At 46.5% G+C, this 16,980-nt stretch carries 15 protein-coding genes and 2 tRNA genes; 3 read left to right on the forward strand and 14 right to left on the reverse strand.

The window, feature by feature from the left end:
• Positions 1-49: 49 nt before the first annotated feature.
• From QP339_RS01125 to QP339_RS01145, 5 genes are all read right to left on the reverse strand, one after another.
• Complete coding sequence (locus QP339_RS01125) at positions 50-412, reverse strand: ArsC/Spx/MgsR family protein (RefSeq protein WP_284910064.1); 363 nt, start codon at positions 410-412, stop codon at positions 50-52.
• Positions 375-1,679 carry an FtsW/RodA/SpoVE family cell cycle protein gene (locus tag QP339_RS01130; RefSeq protein WP_350225018.1) on the reverse strand — a complete coding sequence of 435 codons (1,305 nt, stop codon included), beginning with the start codon at positions 1,677-1,679 and terminating at the stop codon, positions 375-377. Before QP339_RS01130 ends, QP339_RS01125 begins: the two co-directional genes overlap by 38 nt.
• A complete protein-coding gene (locus tag QP339_RS01135; protein ID WP_284910065.1) occupies positions 1,679-2,665 on the reverse strand; it encodes a YihY/virulence factor BrkB family protein in 987 nt (328 codons plus the stop codon). Before QP339_RS01135 ends, QP339_RS01130 begins: the two co-directional genes overlap by 1 nt.
• A 90-nt stretch (positions 2,666-2,755) precedes the next feature.
• Positions 2,756-3,325: a hypothetical protein gene (locus tag QP339_RS01140; protein ID WP_284910066.1), complete on the reverse strand. Its 570-nt coding sequence runs from the start codon at positions 3,323-3,325 to the stop codon at positions 2,756-2,758.
• Between the two features lie 111 nt (positions 3,326-3,436).
• Entirely contained in the window at positions 3,437-4,252 is an 816-nt protein-coding gene (locus QP339_RS01145; protein WP_284910129.1) for a MetQ/NlpA family ABC transporter substrate-binding protein, read from the reverse strand.
• Between the two features lie 252 nt (positions 4,253-4,504).
• Between QP339_RS01145 and QP339_RS01150 the strand changes: the two genes are divergently transcribed.
• Complete coding sequence (locus tag QP339_RS01150) at positions 4,505-5,689, forward strand: oxidoreductase (RefSeq protein WP_070620367.1); 1,185 nt, start codon at positions 4,505-4,507, stop codon at positions 5,687-5,689.
• A gap of 191 nt (positions 5,690-5,880) precedes the next feature.
• On the opposite strand, the gene QP339_RS01155 is transcribed toward QP339_RS01150, so the two are convergent.
• From QP339_RS01155 to QP339_RS01170, 4 genes are all read right to left on the reverse strand, one after another.
• Positions 5,881-5,954, reverse strand: a tRNA-Arg gene (locus QP339_RS01155).
• 140 nt (positions 5,955-6,094) lie between these two features.
• Positions 6,095-6,191, reverse strand: a tRNA-Sec gene (locus tag QP339_RS01160).
• Positions 6,192-6,254: 63 nt separating this feature from the next.
• Complete coding sequence (locus QP339_RS01165; RefSeq protein WP_284910067.1) at positions 6,255-7,457, reverse strand: beta-ketoacyl-[acyl-carrier-protein] synthase family protein; 1,203 nt, start codon at positions 7,455-7,457, stop codon at positions 6,255-6,257.
• 69 nt (positions 7,458-7,526) lie between these two features.
• On the reverse strand, positions 7,527-8,402 hold the full coding sequence (locus tag QP339_RS01170) for a DegV family protein (RefSeq protein WP_070620362.1): 876 nt from the start codon (positions 8,400-8,402) through the stop codon (positions 7,527-7,529).
• A 151-nt stretch (positions 8,403-8,553) separates the two neighbouring features.
• Between QP339_RS01170 and QP339_RS01175 the strand changes: the two genes are divergently transcribed.
• Entirely contained in the window at positions 8,554-9,159 is a 606-nt protein-coding gene (locus tag QP339_RS01175; RefSeq protein WP_284910068.1) for an SGNH/GDSL hydrolase family protein, read from the forward strand.
• A gap of 323 nt (positions 9,160-9,482) precedes the next feature.
• On the opposite strand, the gene rpoD is transcribed toward QP339_RS01175, so the two are convergent.
• The 5 genes from rpoD to tig all read right to left on the reverse strand — a co-directional run bounded on the left by rpoD (position 9,483) and on the right by tig (position 16,002).
• On the reverse strand, positions 9,483-10,712 hold the full coding sequence (gene rpoD / locus QP339_RS01180) for an RNA polymerase sigma factor RpoD (RefSeq protein WP_070620430.1): 1,230 nt from the start codon (positions 10,710-10,712) through the stop codon (positions 9,483-9,485).
• Between the two features lie 18 nt (positions 10,713-10,730).
• The gene (dnaG, locus tag QP339_RS01185) at positions 10,731-12,605 is read right to left on the reverse strand and encodes a DNA primase (RefSeq protein WP_284910069.1); all 1,875 of its coding nucleotides are present in this window, start codon (positions 12,603-12,605) and stop codon (positions 10,731-10,733) included.
• A 76-nt stretch (positions 12,606-12,681) separates the two neighbouring features.
• Positions 12,682-13,281 (reverse strand): ribosome biogenesis GTP-binding protein YihA/YsxC, encoded by a 600-nt coding sequence (yihA, locus tag QP339_RS01190; RefSeq protein WP_284910070.1) that lies wholly within the window; start codon positions 13,279-13,281, stop codon positions 12,682-12,684.
• A 72-nt stretch (positions 13,282-13,353) separates the two neighbouring features.
• Positions 13,354-14,622, reverse strand: coding sequence for an ATP-dependent Clp protease ATP-binding subunit ClpX (gene clpX / locus QP339_RS01195; protein ID WP_284910071.1), 1,269 nt, complete (start codon positions 14,620-14,622; stop codon positions 13,354-13,356).
• Between the two features lie 99 nt (positions 14,623-14,721).
• Complete coding sequence (tig, locus tag QP339_RS01200) at positions 14,722-16,002, reverse strand: trigger factor (protein ID WP_284910072.1); 1,281 nt, start codon at positions 16,000-16,002, stop codon at positions 14,722-14,724.
• Positions 16,003-16,328: 326 nt separating this feature from the next.
• Between tig and recU the strand changes: the two genes are divergently transcribed.
• Entirely contained in the window at positions 16,329-16,952 is a 624-nt protein-coding gene (gene recU, locus QP339_RS01205; RefSeq protein WP_284910073.1) for a Holliday junction resolvase RecU, read from the forward strand.
• Positions 16,953-16,980: the final 28 nt, after the last annotated feature.

Consider the following 16,980-nt stretch of genomic DNA (forward strand, 5'->3'; position numbering starts at 1 on the left):
ACAGCAAACTTGACTGGGAGGCTTTTCTTTCCTGCTTCTATCATTTTATTTACTGGTCCAACCATTGAGCGAGAGCTTGCTCGCGGCTACCCGCTGAAACATGGTCCCCGTCAGTTAAGAAGGGGCGCTTGATTAACATCCCATCTTTGGCCAGGGTCGTCACGATATCTTCCTTAGACATATCAGGAATCTTATCTTTAAGCCCCGACTGGCGGTAGGCTTGGCCCGAGCTGTTAAAGAGTTTTTTGACATCGGGCCAGACTTGGTCGACCGCCGCTCGGATGAGTTCGGCTTGGGGTGGCGTCTGGCGGATATCGATCCAATTAATATCGTAGCCAGCTGCTTCTAATTGCTTGCTGACTTTTTGGCAGGTGCTACACTTCTTCAGTCCGTATAAATCTAAAGCGTTCAAGATTAGCCTCCTTTGTTAATTTGCGTGCCAGCCGAATAACAAGATTCTGCTGGTGGTCTTTCTCTGTTTGACGTTCATTGTAGCGAATCGAGGCAACTAGGCCCACACACATCATATTGGTAATCAGGGCCGATCCTCCCTGGGATATGAAGGGTAAGGGAATCCCCGTCAGCGGTAAGAGCCCTATCGTCATCCCGATATTTTCGATAATGTGGAAGGCGAAGAGGGTGACAATCCCTGCTACCATGGCCACATAAAAGCTATCATTGGTCTTAAAGGCAGCGGAGATCATGCAATAGATCAAGATAAAGTAGAGCAGGATTAAGAGTGAACTACCAATAAAGCCAAAGTTCTCAGCAATAGAAGAAAAGATCATATCAGATTCTCGTACCGGTACATAGACTTCAAAATTACCTAGGCCCTTACCGAACATCTTCCCTGATCCCACAGCCTTGATCGACTGACTGAGCTGGTAGGATTCAGATGCCGTATTCTCAAAGGGCGCGAGCCAGGAATCAATCCGGGAGAATTGGTAATCCTGGAAGCCTAAATTCAAGAGCAGGTCCCTATCGTAAACCACTAAAAAGAGTAAGATCAAGAAGAGAAGCGTAATCACCAGGAAAGTTGGCAAGATAATGTGCCAAGAAATCCCGGATACAAAAATAATTCCAACTAAAATCATCATAAAGACGAGCATGGTCCCGAAGTCATTCTGCAAGACCACTAAGAGCATAGGCGGCAGGGACCAAGCAAAGAGTTTTAAAAGAAAGCGCCAGTCTAAGCCTACCTGGTCGCGGACTGCCATCGCATCATAGCCGATCCGGTTACAATCCCGGGTGTAATCATCCACCAAACGTCCCATCATTATAATGTAGAAAAGTTTCATCAATTCGGAAGGCTGGAAGGTCAATCCCCCAATTGAAAACCAAGATCTGGCCCCACTCGCCTGGGCCAGCCCGCGGTCATAGAAGATCAAGACCAAGATAAGGAGGAAGAGGCCAAAGAAATAAGCCAGGGGGGCTAAACGGAAGAGGGTCTTCCGGTCCAATTGCATCATCAGGTAAACCAAGACCAAACCGACCAAGAACCAAGCCCCATGCATCAGGGTCGGTAGGAGGGAGGCCTCCTCATACTGGAGGTAGGTCGTCGAAAAGACCGTAATCATAGAATAAAGCATGAGGGCCAAAAGAGTTAAAAGCAAAGGAAAATCATAGCGGGTCTGGGTTAGATTTTTGACTCGCTGGTACTTGCTTCGTTTCATATCCATTATTCATCACCAACTTCACTAAAATAATTATCTTCGAAACGAATCGGCGCGTCCATTCGTTTGAGGTTGCCATATGCGATCTCTTTCTCTTCGGCCGCCTCCCAAGTGCTTGACCGGCGATTAATATAGGCTGGCTGCTCTCTTAAATAATCGGAGAGGTGGTCAAAGCGGTAGTAGAGAATATTGATCAGAGCCCCTGATACAATCGATATACAGAAGAGGTAGATATAGATCATCAAAACCACAAAAACGCCAATGGTCGAGGAGGTCAAGGATTGGCCGACAAAATAATCCACATAATAGCTAAATAAAGTACTGATCAAATACATCATCAAAGTCGATACCGAGGCCCCAATCAGCGAATACTTAATATGCCAGCCGGGCATAGGGACCACTTGGTAGAGGTAGCTATTGAATAAGAAGAGGGCCAGCACCAACCAGAGATCCTGGACCGAGAGCAAGCCACTAATGATCTGGACTAATTGCTCAGGCAGGCTGATATGGGCCTCCAGGAGTTGGAAGAAAGCTTCGCCAAACATATAGAGGAGGCTAAAGACAGCCACCACTAAGACCAAGGCAAAAGCCAGAAAGAAGGAAATCAGTCGGGTAAAGATCATATTATTTTTGTGGTCGATCCCATAGACCCGTTTAAGCACCCGCTGCAAACTCGTAAAACCTGTCGATCCCGACCAAATAATGGCGATCGATGACAGAGAAATTACACCCATATTTACATTACCCAGGTATTGCTTGAGGACCGGAATAATAAAAGGCGCCACCTGGTCAGGCAAGAAATCCGTAATCAGTTGGATCACCTGACCAGTATCCATGGGAATAATCGGAATCACATTTGCTAGTAAGATGAGCAAAGGGATTAAGGCGAGTAAGGTATAGTAGGACATTTCTGCAGCACTTCCTCCTACATAAGCATCTTGTACGCTGCGTTGAATGACTGGCAAATACTTCTGCTGGAACTTTGCAAACATCAGCTTGCCTCCCTTTTCATTAATCATATAAAAAATCCTGCACTATCGAAGAAGTGCAGGACTCCGTGTGCAAGTTATATTTTAACACACTTATGGGGTAACATCATTCCAAGTGTTATTTAAAATATCTTGTTGCAATAACTGGCCTGTATCAGGTTGGTAACGGTAGATAGTCACCAGGTTAGACTGCTGCATATTCTCAGGAGCCTGCCGGCGAACTTCCACTTGGAAAGTCCCATCCTCTAAGAGGCTAGGCATGAAGTAATAGTCTTCATTGTTATAGATATTCCCTGAGGCTTGATGGATCAGACTTGAGACCTTGGGCAGGAGGTCCTTGGACGAATCCAAGTTTGATTCTGTATTCGAAGCTAGGCCTTGGTCCTGGCTGGTCGCTGCCGCCTTGTCCTTAGCACTGGCCACTTGCGGCTTATCTTCTGCTGAGCTCTGATCTGCGCTCTCTCCCCCCTCTTCAGCACTGGTCGCTGGTTCTTCTTGGTCAGCCGCCTGCTTATTGGAGGTTTGCTGACTGGCCTGGACTGTTTGCGAGGAGGTCTTGGCCTGGTCACCAGAGAAGGTCAATGACTGGTTGGAGCGTCCACAAGCAAATAAGAAGAAAGTCAGACTGAAGAGGCCTAAGCTAGTCACTAATTTTTTCCACATCTGATTTTACCGTCCCATCTAATTTTTTTCTGCCTATATTTTAGCACAAAACTCCGCTTTAAAAAGCCTTTTCAGAGCTTTCTTAAGCGAAGTTTAATAGATTAACTGGGGCTATTGTTCCTTGTCCCAGACCGGGATACTAGACCCATTAGTCATCTCGTCGATGATCTTGGCTACCTCATCTGTTTGATAATATTTCACAATGGTTTGGTAGATGTCTTTATCCTTCTCGTCTTGACGGGCTGCAATCACATTGTAATAGGGCTTGGAAGACTCTGCTACAGGTTCTAAGTAGATACTATCTTGGGTTGGCACGAAGCCAGCATCAGACGCCATATCGTTATTGATTAGCGCAATGTCCGCATCACCCAGTGAGCGAGCCGTTTGATTAGCTGCCATAGATTTAAAGTTTAAATTTTTAGGATTTTCGGTAATATCACTAATAGAAGGGAGCAGCCCCTTGTCCGGATCCAATTTAATTAAACCCGCTGTCTGCAAGAGCAAGAGGGCCCGACTTTCATTGGACACATCATTTGGCAGGGCAACAACTGCCCCATCTCGCAAGTCATCAAGGGAATCAATCTTTTCTGAGAAGACACCCATGGGATTGAGGGTCGTATAAGCAATCGTGGTATTGCTGTAGCCCCCTTCTTTATTGACCTCTTCCATAAAAATTTCCGTCAAGGCCGCGTGCAGGTCAATCGAGCCATCTTCTAAGGCTACAATAGGGCCCCGATAATCGGTAAATTTCACCAATTCTAAATCAATATTTTCCTTGTCCTTCAGTTCCTTTTGGATATATTCCCATTGGTCGTTCTTATCGCCCACTACCCCTAACTTAACATGGGTCGCTTCCTTAGAAGAATTCCCGCATGCCGTTAGAAATAAGGTGAAGACCGCCACCAATAAAAACAATTTCTTTCGCATCATCTGCCACTCCTTGTTATTTTATTCATCCTGACCATGCTAAAAGAGGCAGGATAAGCTCTTATCATTATATAAAGATTCTTAAGGAATAGCAAAGATCTATCTATAGGATTTATTGATAGATGATGGAAGCTTCATCCGATCAGTCTCTGCAATAGTTAGCAGGGATAGCTATTATTATTTATTTCTATCCTCAAAAACTTTAATTAATGGTAGACTAGTCCTTGCAAGCCAAATGAAAGGATGATCAGCTTGACTAAAAAACTTACTGATACCGTCAAATTTCGCCACGGTGCTGAAATTAAAGGACGGATTGTCCAACCCCCTATGCTCACTAATAGTGGCCTCAGCCAGGGCTTCGTTAGCCAAGACACCCTCGACTACTACCAAGCTCGCTCAGAATCCGCTAGCCTTGTCATCGTCGAATATTGCTATGTCATCAAAGACGGTGGACCTTCCCACACCTGGGCCGCCAACAAAGAACAGCTCGGCATCCAAACTGATGCTCATATTGAGGGGTTAAGCCAAATCGCCAAAGCTTTGAAGGCCAAGGGCAACAAAGCCATGGTCCAAATTAACCACTCTGGCCGGGAGTCCAACTTCCCTGCCCGCCATGGCGGACGTGCTCTCGCCCCTAGCGCTATCGACTTCTCCTTCTTAGATTACCCCGTAGAAGAAATTACTGAAGAAGAAATCTACCAAGTCATCGAGGCCTTTGGAGACGCCACACGCCGGGCCATCCAAGCAGGCTTCGACGGCGTAGAAATCCACGGGGCCAACCACTACCTCCACCAGCAATTCTTCTCCAAGTGGTCCAACCAGCGGACAGACCAATGGGGTGGCTCTTATGAGAATCGAACGCGCTTTATCCGTGCGGTCAATGACAAGGTCTTCGAGGTCGTTCGTCAGGAAGCTCCTAAAGACTTCATTGTTGGCTACCGGATCAGTCCAGAAGAAATCCACGGTGATAATGTAGGCTACACCTATGAAGATTCTACCCGCCTCGTCGCAGACCTAGGCAAAGCTTATGACTTCGACTATATCCACGTCTCTCACCTGGACTATAAGCACAAGCCTGAAGGTCAAGACCTGACCTATGCCCAGCTCTACCGCCAAGTCCTTCCCGAAGAAGTCAAGTTGATTGTCGTTGGCGGTATTACTAATGAAGAAAAAGCGGCTGATGCCCTCAACTATGCTGACCTAGCGGCTGTCGGACGCGGCACCCTGATCGACCCTCAATTTGGCAAGAAAATTATGGAAGGCCGCGGTCAGGATATCGTAACGAAAATTTCACCCGAACAAGTGAAAATCTCTAAACTACCACCCGCCCTGGTCACCCTATTCTCCGATCCCCAAATGCCCCTGCAATTGGCCGGCCGGGAATCGATCTTTTCCCTCCACGGTCAAGATAGTGACTACTACCGGGAAGGTTATTAAAACTTCCAAGAGAGCTAGTCAACAATCTAGGAATAGCTAAGATTAAGAAAGAGTAGACAAATTTACTAAATAAAGGATCCCTTAAATCTTGTGTACAATTTTGCTTACTTTTCATAATAATCAGCAAAATAAAAGCAAAAAGAAAAAGCAGCAATTGCGGCCTAAAGCCTACAATTGCTGCTTTTATGCTACCTCGAGAGCGAGATTCGAACTCGCGACCTACGGTTTAGAAGACCGGTGCTCTATCCAGCTGAGCTACCCCGAGAACTCACAAGATATATTGTACCGCGTCCAAGGGATAGCTGTCAAGTGCCATCCTAGCCAAGTCGCTGGTACGGTCCTGTAAAAAGAAAACCAGCTTAGAAAAGACGCATCAGCGTTGAACTAAGCTGGGTTAATAGTCTTTGGCGGGAACGTGTGAGAATCGAACTCACCCAAGAAGCTTCTAACTCCTTATACTGGTTTTGAAGACCAGAGGGAACACCAGAACCCATCCGCTCCCAGGACAAATTCTATTATAGCATTTATTTTCAAAAGAGGCAAAAGATTCTTCCCTTTTTTAAGCTTAATTTCTCTTAAAGCAGAGGACCGCATTGTGGCCCCCAAAGCCAGCACTATTGCTTAAAGCATAGCGCAAGTTAGCAGGCCGTCCCTGCTTAGGCACATAGTCGAGGTCTAGTCCTTGGTCTGGATTTTCCAAGCCTAGGGTAGGAGGTAGGAAGCGGTCAGATAAGGCGCACAAGGTAAAAATAGCTTCAATGGCACCCGCTGCCCCTAACAAGTGACCGGTAAAGGACTTAGTAGAGGAAACGGCCAATTCTTGGGCATGGACCCCAAATACTTGCTTAATCGCTTCACTTTCACTCGCGTCATTGGCTGGGGTTGAGGTCCCATGGGCGTTAATATAATCAATCGCTGTGGGATCGATTTGTGCCTCAGCTAAAGCTTGGGCCATGGCCTGGCCGAGTCCTTGGGCATGAGGAGCGGGAGCCGTCAAGTGATAGGCATCACTGGTCGCCCCATAGCCCACAATTTCACCATAGATAGGAGCTTGGCGGGCTTGGGCTGATTCTAAGGATTCTAAGAGCAGGAAGGCCGCCCCTTCCCCCATCACAAAGCCGTCCCGGTCCCGGTCAAAGGGTATCGATGCCCGATTAGGATCTGATCGATGGCTAAGAGCCGTTAAATTATCAAAGAAAGTCAGACCAGCAGGGTTCAGGCAGGCCTCACTTCCTCCTGCCATCGCTAAGTCTAAGTGGCCATTTTTGATGGCGCGGAAGGCTTCACCGACCGCTGAATTCGAGGAGGCAAAGGCCGTCGCAATAGCTAGGGCTGGCCCCCTAAAGGACAGGTCTTGGGCTAATTTCATAGCGGTCTGTCCAGCCAGATTCTGAAGAAAGATTTGGCTTTTGCTTTGACCTTTGAGGGCCCCTTCAATGGCAGTCAAGCCACCGAGTCCATTGCCCAAGTAACAACCGGCCCGGTAAGGATCAAAGTCTTCCACCTGCAAGCCACTCATCTGGTAGCAGGCCTTAGCCGCAGCCCGGGTCAAAATCGCATAGACTTCCTCGCCACTGGTTGATGCATAGAGACTGCGATCTGGAAGGGGGGCACAGACCTTGACACCTAAATTTGGGCAAGTCATGCCAGCTGCTTCCAGTGTCTTCAGCCCATGCTGCCCCTCTCGTACCCGCTGCCAATTCTCTTCCACGCTCTCTCCTAAAGGGCTGATGGCAGCCATGCCTGTTACTACAACACCTTGCGTCATGTGTCACCTCTCCTCATTTATTCATTCAACAAAAAAGGCCCGGCTCATAACGACCAAGCCTCAAGCCTTTTATAAGTCATCTAAAGATAATTTATCGGTATCAATGCTCCACATCAAAGCAAAAGCATTGGGGCCGCTGTGGACACCGACCGTGGGGCCAATAATGCCCTCATCTAAACGCATATCGGGGAATTTCTCTTGAACGATGGCCTTGAGTGACTGGTAAGGTTCAAAGTCCTTGCGTCCTGAAATCGTCGCACGCAGGGGCAAGCCCTTAGCTGCATCCTCTTCTAAGCTCTCAACAACCCGCTGGATAGCCTTCTTCAGACTCCGGGTACGAGCAGATAGTTCCAAACGATCCTGGCCGACCTTGACAATCGGTTTAATCTTGAGGAAGTTCACTAGGGCTGTCGCCGCTGAGCCCAAACGTCCCCCCTTGAGCACATAACGTACATCGTCTAAGATCACATAGAGCTTACTATAAGGGGGCAATTTATCGAGATTAGCGATAATTTCTTCAACTGACCGGCCTTGGTCGCGCTCCTTAACGGCTGCTTCAATATAATAGCCCTGAGCTTGAAGTCCGATTTGAGAGTTAAAAGGATAAACCTCCAAATCTTCCTCTTGGGCAGCTGCCATCTTCAGAGTTTCAAAAGTTCCTGACGCACGAGGAGTCACCATAATAGCGAGCACCTGGTCATACCCCTTGGCTTGGATCTCATCAAAGGCTTCCATAAAAGCGCCGGGACTCGGTTGGGATGACTTCGGAAATTCCCCGCTAGCTTCCACCTTCGCATAGAAGCTTTTATCATCAATATCTACCATATCGCGGTAAGTCCCATCCGAAAACGTTACAGACAGTGGAACCACAAAAATATCATGTTCTTCTTTAAAAGCCGGATCCAGGTAGGCTAAACTATCGCAGAGAATTGCGATCTTTGACATGTACTTTCTCCCCTTTCTCATCGGAAACTGTCATTCCTTTTAATTTTAACATACGTTTTTTATAAATACAATTTTTTATTCCGCTCAAAATAAATACTAAAATTGCCAAGCCAGCATTTTAGGGTAAAATAAAGCTATGGAGGTGCATCATATGCATAAGATTCTATTTATCGGTGACAGTCAAGTGGCTGGGGGCCGCAACCAAGCCAAAAGCTCAAAAGACCTCGGTTCAGGCTTTGTCGCCCAACTTGACCAAGTCTGGCAAAGCCAACAGCTCCCCCTTCAGGCCATTAACAAGGCCTACAAGGGGGCCCAGATCAAAGATGTATGGACCGACCTCAGTCGAAATTTAGAGCAAATTGGAAGTGTCGATGGACTAGTCCTGGGGGCTGGTATTAATGACGTTTATTTCCACCGGCAATTAAATCAGGCCGGCTGGCAGGCTTATCTCGAAAATTGGCCGGAGATTTTTAACCGCTTATGTAACCACTTAACCAAGCACTTTAATCCCCAATTTATGCTCTGTTTAGATGTGAGCGCCGGCTTCGAAGACCCCCGCTTACAAGAACGTCTGCGCGACTTTCGACAAGTTTCTAGACAAAATGTCCAGGCTCAAGCTGAACTGCTAGGCTTTGCTGAAGTCTTTGAACAAGCTCCCCACACTTACTTTGTGAGCGACCACATCCACTTCAGCCCTGCTGGCCACACCTATATCAGCCAGGCCCTCAACCCCCGCATCCAAGACCTTATCCGCTAAAAAGAGAGGTCGGCCAAGGCCAGACCTCTCTAATAATAGTAGCTATCTATTTTTTAATATTAATTGCTAGGCATCAAATCATCTATACCATTTATTTTTGAGCAGGACTGAAGCGTTGAAGTTGGGCCTTAGCCGTACGGACCGTTGGAGTCTCGCTAGGTGAGGGACCTTGGCCCGAACCGGTACCATGCTTTAGCCGTTGGAGCAAAGCGACTTACGGATAAAGTACAAGACGGCTTCAGCCGTTGTTGATCCTCTAAACGTTCAAGGGCAAAATTTAAAAGCGAAACGGATGCTCACAAATATAATTAACAAAGAAATCTTTATTCTTCCATGAAGTCTTTCAATTGCTTAGAACGGGAAGGATGGCGCAACTTCCGCAGAGCCTTAGCTTCGATCTGACGGATCCGTTCCCGGGTCACACCGAACTGCTTACCAACTTGCTCTAAAGTTTTGGATTGACCATCTTCTAGACCGAAGCGTAAACGAAGAACATTTTCTTCCCGGTCGGTTAGGGTATCTAAAACTTCATTGAGCTGTTCTTTCAGCATTTCTTGGGAAGTAAATTCCTCTGGGCTCATCGCTTCATTATCTTCGATGAAGTCGCCCAAGTGGGAGTCATCTTCTTCCCCAATTGGAGTTTCAAGCGAAACAGTCTCTTGAGAAATCTTCATGATATTGCGGACTTTTTCCGTTGGCAGGTCCATTTCGGCACCAATTTCCTCTGGCGTGGGTTCGCGCCCCAAGTCTTGGAGGAGTTGCCGTTGGATACGGACCAGTTTGTTAATGGTTTCTACCATGTGGACAGGGATCCGGATGGTCCGGGCCTGGTCAGCGATGGACCGGGTAATGGCTTGACGGATCCACCAAGTCGCGTAAGTTGAGAACTTGAAGCCCTTGGTATAGTCAAACTTTTCAACGGCCTTCATCAATCCCATATTTCCTTCTTGGATCAAGTCAAGGAAAGACATGCCCCGGCCTACATAGCGCTTGGCAATAGAGACCACCAAACGCAAGTTGGCTTCGGCCAGTTCTTGCTTGGCAATCGGATCTCCTTCTTCAATCCGTTTGGCCAAGGCCACTTCTTCATCAGCTGTTAGAAGGGAAACACGACCTATTTCCTTGAGGTACATGCGGACAGGGTCATTCATCTTGACATTAGCTGGAATACTGGTTTCGTCCTCTTCTTCCTTATCCTTAGCTTTTTTGTCCTTGGCGTTCTTGCTGTCCGCTTTCTTATTGGTCTTCTTATCCTTATCAACAATTTCGTCGATGGTCTCGTCATCAATTTCTTCTTCTTTGATTTCGTCTGATTTTTCAGCGGTCCGTTGGAGTTGGCGGTTAGTCGGGCCACCGTCGTTATCCACTACGGCTACCCCGGCTTCTTCGAATTGTTCAATCAGATCATCGATTTGCTTGTCATCTAGGCCGTAGGGTTGGGCAATGGTGTCGCTTAATTCATCATAGCGAATGGAACCAAAGATGCGTTTTTCATTAATTAAAGCCTTGCTTGCTTGCTTTAAACTCGGTTTTTTATCGTCTGCTTTAGCCAAATAAATCTCCCCCATTTACTATCTTTTCATCTGTCTCAATATTTGAATCCGTCTAAGGTTTAAGTCGCCAATCCGCGCTTGGTCATTGGTCAGTTTAGCCTGCTCCATTTCATCTTTGAGCGCTGCTAACTGGGACTTCAGGTCCGTCTTAGTCGTGATATTAAAGACCAAGTCCTCAATTTCCATATCTGTCACTTCTTCTGGTGTATCCAAACAATAAATATCTACCAGTAAAGCCTGGTCTGCCTGGTCTAATAAGCGGTTGTAGAAGGCCTGAGGGGAATAATTCTCTCCCTGGTCCTGGCGGTAGGCTTCCAACAAAGTGAACAGCGTCTGCATTTTAACCGACTGGAACTGAAAATCTGGATACTTTACCTTGAGCATGACCCAGGCATCCTCTTGCTTCAATAAACGATTGAATAAGTGCATTTCATTAATCTCTAAGGGACTATAAGCCTCTTGGGCCGGCTGGCGAGACAGGCTTTGCCAAGAAGTATCTGCCCCTTCTCTAAGAGGTGAATTGTCCGTCCGAGAAGCTCCTTGCTGAGGCAGGTCACGCTGAACTTGGAGAAGTTGCTCTTTGAGACTATCTACAGCCAGCTGGGTCTCTTGGCTGAGCTCCTTGAGGTAGAGCTCCTGCTCCACGGCTGTATCCAGGCGGGCAATCCGTTGAATAATGGCTTCAATATATTGAAGTTTACCCGAGTCAGTCGCCAAATCATAGTGCATGCGGTAGTAATACCGGTAGAAATGCATAATGGACAGGCGCTGGTTGACAATAAAGTGCCCAAACTGTTCACTGCCATAGTGTTCGATATATTCATCCGGGTCCATTTGATCGGGAAAGACACAAACTTGAACTTTGACATCCGATGCTTCTTCAGCAAAGTGGTCAAGCGCACGGTAGGCCGCTTCAATCCCGGGTTTATCCCCATCATAGGCCAGTAAGACCTCTTTCGTCTGCCGGCGTATCATTTGGATATGGGCGGACGTCAAGCTGGTCCCCATTGAGGCCAGGCCATTCTTGATTCCTGCTTCACTAGCCTTAATCACATCCATAAAACCTTCAAAAAGAATGACTTCCTTGACCCTCCGAATTTCTGGCCGAGCCAGGTCCAGGTTAAAGAGAAAGCGGCTCTTTTGGAAGAGAGCTGTTTCCGGACTGTTCAGGTACTTGGCCTGCTTACTTGTTTCTCCCGAATCATCAGGCAAGATCCGTCCAGAAAAAGCCAGGGTCTCCCCTTCCGGACCGCGGAGGGGAAAGATGAGTCGACCGGCAAAACGGTCGCGAATTTCTTGGTCATAGTCGCTCCGGATAAAGATTCCTGAAGCGATTAGGGCCTCATCCGAAAATTCCTTGGTCCGCAAATGCTGGTAAGAAAGCTGATCATCCTTAGGGGCAAGGCCAATCTGATAGCGGTCAATGGTTTCTCGGCTAAAGCCCCGGCCCTTTAAATAGGCCATGGCCTCCTGCCCATACTGGGTTACCGTCAAAAGATAATGGTAGAAATCCTTGGCCGCTTCATGTATGGCGATTAAGTTCTCTTCATCAGCAGACCATCGCCTTCGCTGACGGTTAGTGGTACTTTCAAAGTCAAAGTCGACACTGGCGTGGCCCTTCTGCGCAACCAGAGCCACCGCTTCCTGGAAAGAACAGCCTTCAATATCCATCATAAAAGAAAAGACATTGCCCCCCCGACCACAGGAAAAGCACTTGAAAAATTGCTGGTCTGCTTCAACAGAAAAAGATGGCGTCCGTTCATCATGGAAAGGACACTTGCCAAAGTAGTTCTTCCCGCGTTTCTGCAAGTCCACATATTCCCCGACAATATCCAGGATGTCAACTTGTTCTCTGATGGATTGGACCACTTCATTTGGTATTACTTTTGCCACTGGGTCACCCTCTTAATGACATAGGATTGTGCATTGTATAGTATACTTCAAGTTCTAGCCAATTGCAAGAAAAGGCTTAGTCCTCATAGGCTCCTGCAATGACATCTTCGATAATCTCCCAGGCTTCATCCTTGGCCTCTGCAGTCTTCGAAGAAAAAGGTAAGATCTGGTCTTCCGTTACCAGGTCTAGGCTCTCTTTGATCTGAGCCAGGTGCTTATTCCACTGGGACCGTTTGACCTTATCAGATTTAGTAGCAATCACAAAATAAGGAATCTCATAGGCTTCGAAGAATTCTTTCATTTGGATATCCTCCTTACTTGGTGCATGGCGGAAGTCCACCAAAAGGAGGGCTAACACTAAATTGGCCCGGGTCCTGAAGTAGCGCTCAAGCATCTCCTGCCACTTTTTCTTTTCGCTCTTGCTCACCCGGGCATAGCCATAGCCCGGCACATCGACAAAATAGAGACTATCTTCAACGGAATAATAGTTTAATTGTTGGGTCTTTCCTGGTTTACTTGAGGTCCGTGCAATATTTTTCCGCCGGACCATGGTGTTGATAAAGGAACTCTTGCCTACATTTGACCGGCCAGCTAGGGCGATCTCTGGGCGATCGGCTTCCGGGTATTGTTCGGGGCGCACCGCACTAATTAAGAATTCCACTTGGTGAACTTGCATTGTCCTACCCTCCTATCAATAAAAACGAAAGGGGCTGGGACTTTTCCCAACCTCTTGCGTTACTATCCTTGCTTAGTCTTTAATAGCCTTGCCCTCAGCATCATAAATCTCAGGCTGGGCCTCTTGGTTGATCACGTCTTCTGTGACGATAACCTTGGCTGCCTGGTCATGGCTAGGGATATCATACATAATATCAATCATGCTCTCTTCAATAATAGCGCGCAAGCCTCGAGCACCGGTCTTACGTTCAATGGCCTTCTTAGCAATGGCTTGGAGGGCTTCATCAGTGAATTCCAATTCCACATCATCCAAGGCCAGCAATTGTTTGTATTGCTTGATTAAGGCATTCTTTGGTTCGGAAAGAATCCGCACCAGGTCTTCCTCAGTCAATTTATCGAGCACGGTAATAATTGGCAAACGGCCAATAAACTCTGGGATTAAACCGTAGGACTGGAGGTCTTGCGGAATAATATGGTTAAGGATCTGTTTCTTCTCTTCAGGACTTTCCTTTTCCGCTGTTTGACCAAAGCCAATCACCCGTTCGCCCAGACGTTCTTTGACAATATTTTCAATTCCGTCGAAGGCGCCGCCAACGATAAATAAGATATTGGTCGTATCTAATTCAATAAACTCTTGTTGGGGGTGCTTACGGCCGCCTTGTGGGGGAACATTAGCGGTAGTCCCTTCCAAGATCTTCAGCAAGGCTTGTTGGACCCCTTCCCCACTGACATCCCGGGTAATGGAAACATTCTCGGATTTGCGGGCAATCTTATCGATTTCATCCACATAGATGATCCCGTACTGGGCCCGTTCAGGGTCATTATCGGCAGCTTGAAGGAGTTTAAGCAAGATGTTCTCTACGTCTTCCCCAACATAACCCGCTTCCGTCAGCGAGGTTGCGTCGGCAATAGCAAAAGGCACCTTCAACAAGCGGGCTAGAGTTTGGGCAAGGTAAGTCTTCCCAGAACCAGTTGGCCCGATCAGGCAGATATTAGACTTTTGCAGTTCGACCCCTTCAATTTCTTTATCCTTATCTGTTTGAAGGTTACTATTGACCCGCTTATAGTGGTTATAAACGGCAACAGATAAGGCTTTTTTAGCATCCTCTTGGCCGATCACATATTGGTCCAAGACTTCATGGATTTCCGCTGGTTTAGGTGGGTCTACCATGACCAGCTCATCCGAGATTTCCATTTGCGCTTCGTCATCAATTATTTCTTGGCACAGGCTGACACATTCATTACAAATATAGACATCCGGCCCAGCAATAATCTTGTTCACTTGGTCTTGGGACTTGCCGCAAAATGAGCAGTGTACTTGACCCGTATCATCATTAAACATTTATTGCCTCTCTCCCTTCTTACACATCAACTAATTTTGTCAAAAAAAGAGGTTGAAGTCAACTGTTCCAACTCCAACCTCTCTTTCTCAATAAAAAGCTTATTCTTCAATCGCAGAATCTGTGATCAAGCTCATGGCTTTCTTAAGGGCAATGTCACGTTTCAGCATATCTGAAGTAACAACTTGACGAACTTGTTCTTCAGGCATGTTGTAGGTTTCTGCTAAGGACTTGATTTCTTCTTCAACATCTTCGTCGCTAGCTTCGATATTTTCATCAGCAACGATTTGTTCAAGGATTAAGTTTGTCTTCACGCGTAACTCAGCATCTTCAGCAAATTGTTGACGGAGGTCTTCTTCTGAAGTGCCAGTTAATTGATAATACAAGTCAGGGCTGATGCCTTGGCGTTGCATTTCATTTAAGTAGTGTTCTAACTGATGGTTCACTTCTTCGTCAACCATAGCTTGTGGTAGGTCTTCGATTTCAGCATTGTCAACCGCTTGGCGGATAGCTTCTTCATCACGGGCATCGTCAGCTTGGCGAACTTTAGCTTCTTCGATTTCTTTCTTGTAGAGGTCTTTGAGTTCATCTAAGCTGTCAACTTCTTCGTTAACATCCTTAGCGAATTCATCATCAAGTTCTGGAACTTCTTTAGTTTTCACTTCATGAACTTTCACTTTGAAGGTTGCTTCTTGACCAGCTAAGTCTTCGGCATGGTACTCTTCAGGGAAGGTTACCTTCACATCTTTTTCGTCGCCTTCTTCAGCTCCAACTAATTGGTCTTCAAAGCCAGGGATAAAGCTATTAGAACCGAGCTCTAAGGAGTAGTTCTCATCCTTACCACCTTCAAAGGCTTCGCCATCTTTAAAGCCTTCAAAGTCGATCACTACGGTATCGCCTTCTTCGGCAGGGCCTTCTTTAAGGCTGAGTTCAGCCAAGTTATTTTGAGCAGCTTCTAGGCGTTGGTTAACTTCCTCTTCGCTGACTTCACGGTCTTGTTTAGCAACTTTAAGGTCTTTGTAGTCGCCTAATTTAACAGCTGGTTTAGTAGCAACTTCAGCCTTGAATTCCCAGTCTTGACCTTTTTCAATCTTTTCGATATCGAATTGAGGTTGGCCGACAATATCCAAACCAGATTCTTCAACGGCTTGAGCATAGGCTTGAGGGAGAACCAGGTTAATGGCATCTTCGTACAAAGCAGCTTCCCCAAACATCTTAACAAAGACTTGGTAGTTCACTTTCCCTTTACGGAAGCCAGGTACGCTCACATCTTTTTTAACACGTTTGTAAGCTTGTTTCAAAGCCTTTTGGGCATCTTCTTGGGCTACGGTAAAGTGTAGAACGCCTTCATTAGTACTTGTCTGTTCAAAATTTACTGTCATGTATTAATTCCCCTAACTCTTCAAAATTTCATTTTTAGATTAATCGATTGATAGCTTTTAATCAAGCAAATTGCCTCTATAGGCATATCATCGTTCACATTTTGACATATTACACTAAAAAGCTTAAAATGTCTAGTTTAAACCAAATAAAGTTCTTGGGCTTGGTCAACCGACATGCCAAGTCATGGCTGGACAAACTTGCAAGGCCCTATGTATTAAGAAGCTTGCAGGCGTGTTATAATTGTGTTAATTTTTCTGCAATTTATTCCTTTTATCCGGTAAAATTGCTATACTTATAGGGATAGATTGGAGGAGTAGACGATCTGATGCATTACCCAAATGGTAAAAAATTTGAAGGAAAACGGGATCAGGCCAAGTCCCGACTCGGGCCTAAGACTAAAAAGGTCCAATTCGGCCAGCGGGGGATGCGGCTTGAGAACATGCTAAACCAATCCAACCAGTGGTACCTCAACCGCGGGCTTGCAGTGATCCATAAAAAACCGACCCCTATCCAGGTGGTTAAAGTGGACTATCCCAAGCGGGCCCGGGCCAAGATTACAGAGGCCTATTACCGGCAGGCATCAACCACCGACTACAATGGCATCTATAAGGGTTGGTATGTAGACTTCGAAGCCAAGCAGTCTGACCGCATGCAGAGCTTCCCGCTCAATAATATCAAGGACCACCAAGTCAAGCATATGGCTGCCTGCAGCCGGGCAGGCGGCTTGAGCTTTGTAATCTTTTGGTTCTCTAAGCGCCAGGAAGCCTACCTGTACCCTATCGAAGCCTTGCTTAAAGACTGGCGGGCCTATCAGGATAGTGAACGGTCTTCCATCCCCTTCCAGCAGATAGAAGACTATGCCTATCCCATTGCCCTAAAATACCAACCTTACTTAGATTATCTCCCCTTGATAGACCAATATATTGCAGACTATGGCAAAAGTCACTAGTCACTGATTCATATTTATAGGAAGAAGG

Source organism: Aerococcus sp. UMB7834, from assembly GCF_030215145.1.
Taxonomy (GTDB): Bacteria; Bacillota; Bacilli; order Lactobacillales; family Aerococcaceae; genus Aerococcus.

What these genes read in the sequence shown, in the direction of transcription:
- QP339_RS01170 (WP_070620362.1), bottom strand. Translation starts at nt 8,402, where the DNA reads ATGTCAAAGATCGCAATTCTCTGCGATAGTTTAGCCTACCTGGATCCG.
- QP339_RS01140 (WP_284910066.1), bottom strand. Translation starts at nt 3,325, where the DNA reads ATGTGGAAAAAATTAGTGACTAGCTTAGGCCTCTTCAGTCTGACTTTC.
- yihA (WP_284910070.1), bottom strand. Translation starts at nt 13,281, where the DNA reads ATGCAAGTTCACCAAGTGGAATTCTTAATTAGTGCGGTGCGCCCCGAA.
- QP339_RS01135 (WP_284910065.1), bottom strand. Translation starts at nt 2,665, where the DNA reads ATGTTTGCAAAGTTCCAGCAGAAGTATTTGCCAGTCATTCAACGCAGC.
- recU (WP_284910073.1), top strand. Translation starts at nt 16,329, where the DNA reads ATGCATTACCCAAATGGTAAAAAATTTGAAGGAAAACGGGATCAGGCC.
- QP339_RS01175 (WP_284910068.1), top strand. Translation starts at nt 8,554, where the DNA reads ATGCATAAGATTCTATTTATCGGTGACAGTCAAGTGGCTGGGGGCCGC.
- QP339_RS01130 (WP_350225018.1), bottom strand. Translation starts at nt 1,679, where the DNA reads ATGGATATGAAACGAAGCAAGTACCAGCGAGTCAAAAATCTAACCCAG.
- QP339_RS01165 (WP_284910067.1), bottom strand. Translation starts at nt 7,457, where the DNA reads ATGACGCAAGGTGTTGTAGTAACAGGCATGGCTGCCATCAGCCCTTTA.
- tig (WP_284910072.1), bottom strand. Translation starts at nt 16,002, where the DNA reads ATGACAGTAAATTTTGAACAGACAAGTACTAATGAAGGCGTTCTACAC.
- QP339_RS01145 (WP_284910129.1), bottom strand. Translation starts at nt 4,252, where the DNA reads ATGCGAAAGAAATTGTTTTTATTGGTGGCGGTCTTCACCTTATTTCTA.
- clpX (WP_284910071.1), bottom strand. Translation starts at nt 14,622, where the DNA reads ATGTTTAATGATGATACGGGTCAAGTACACTGCTCATTTTGCGGCAAG.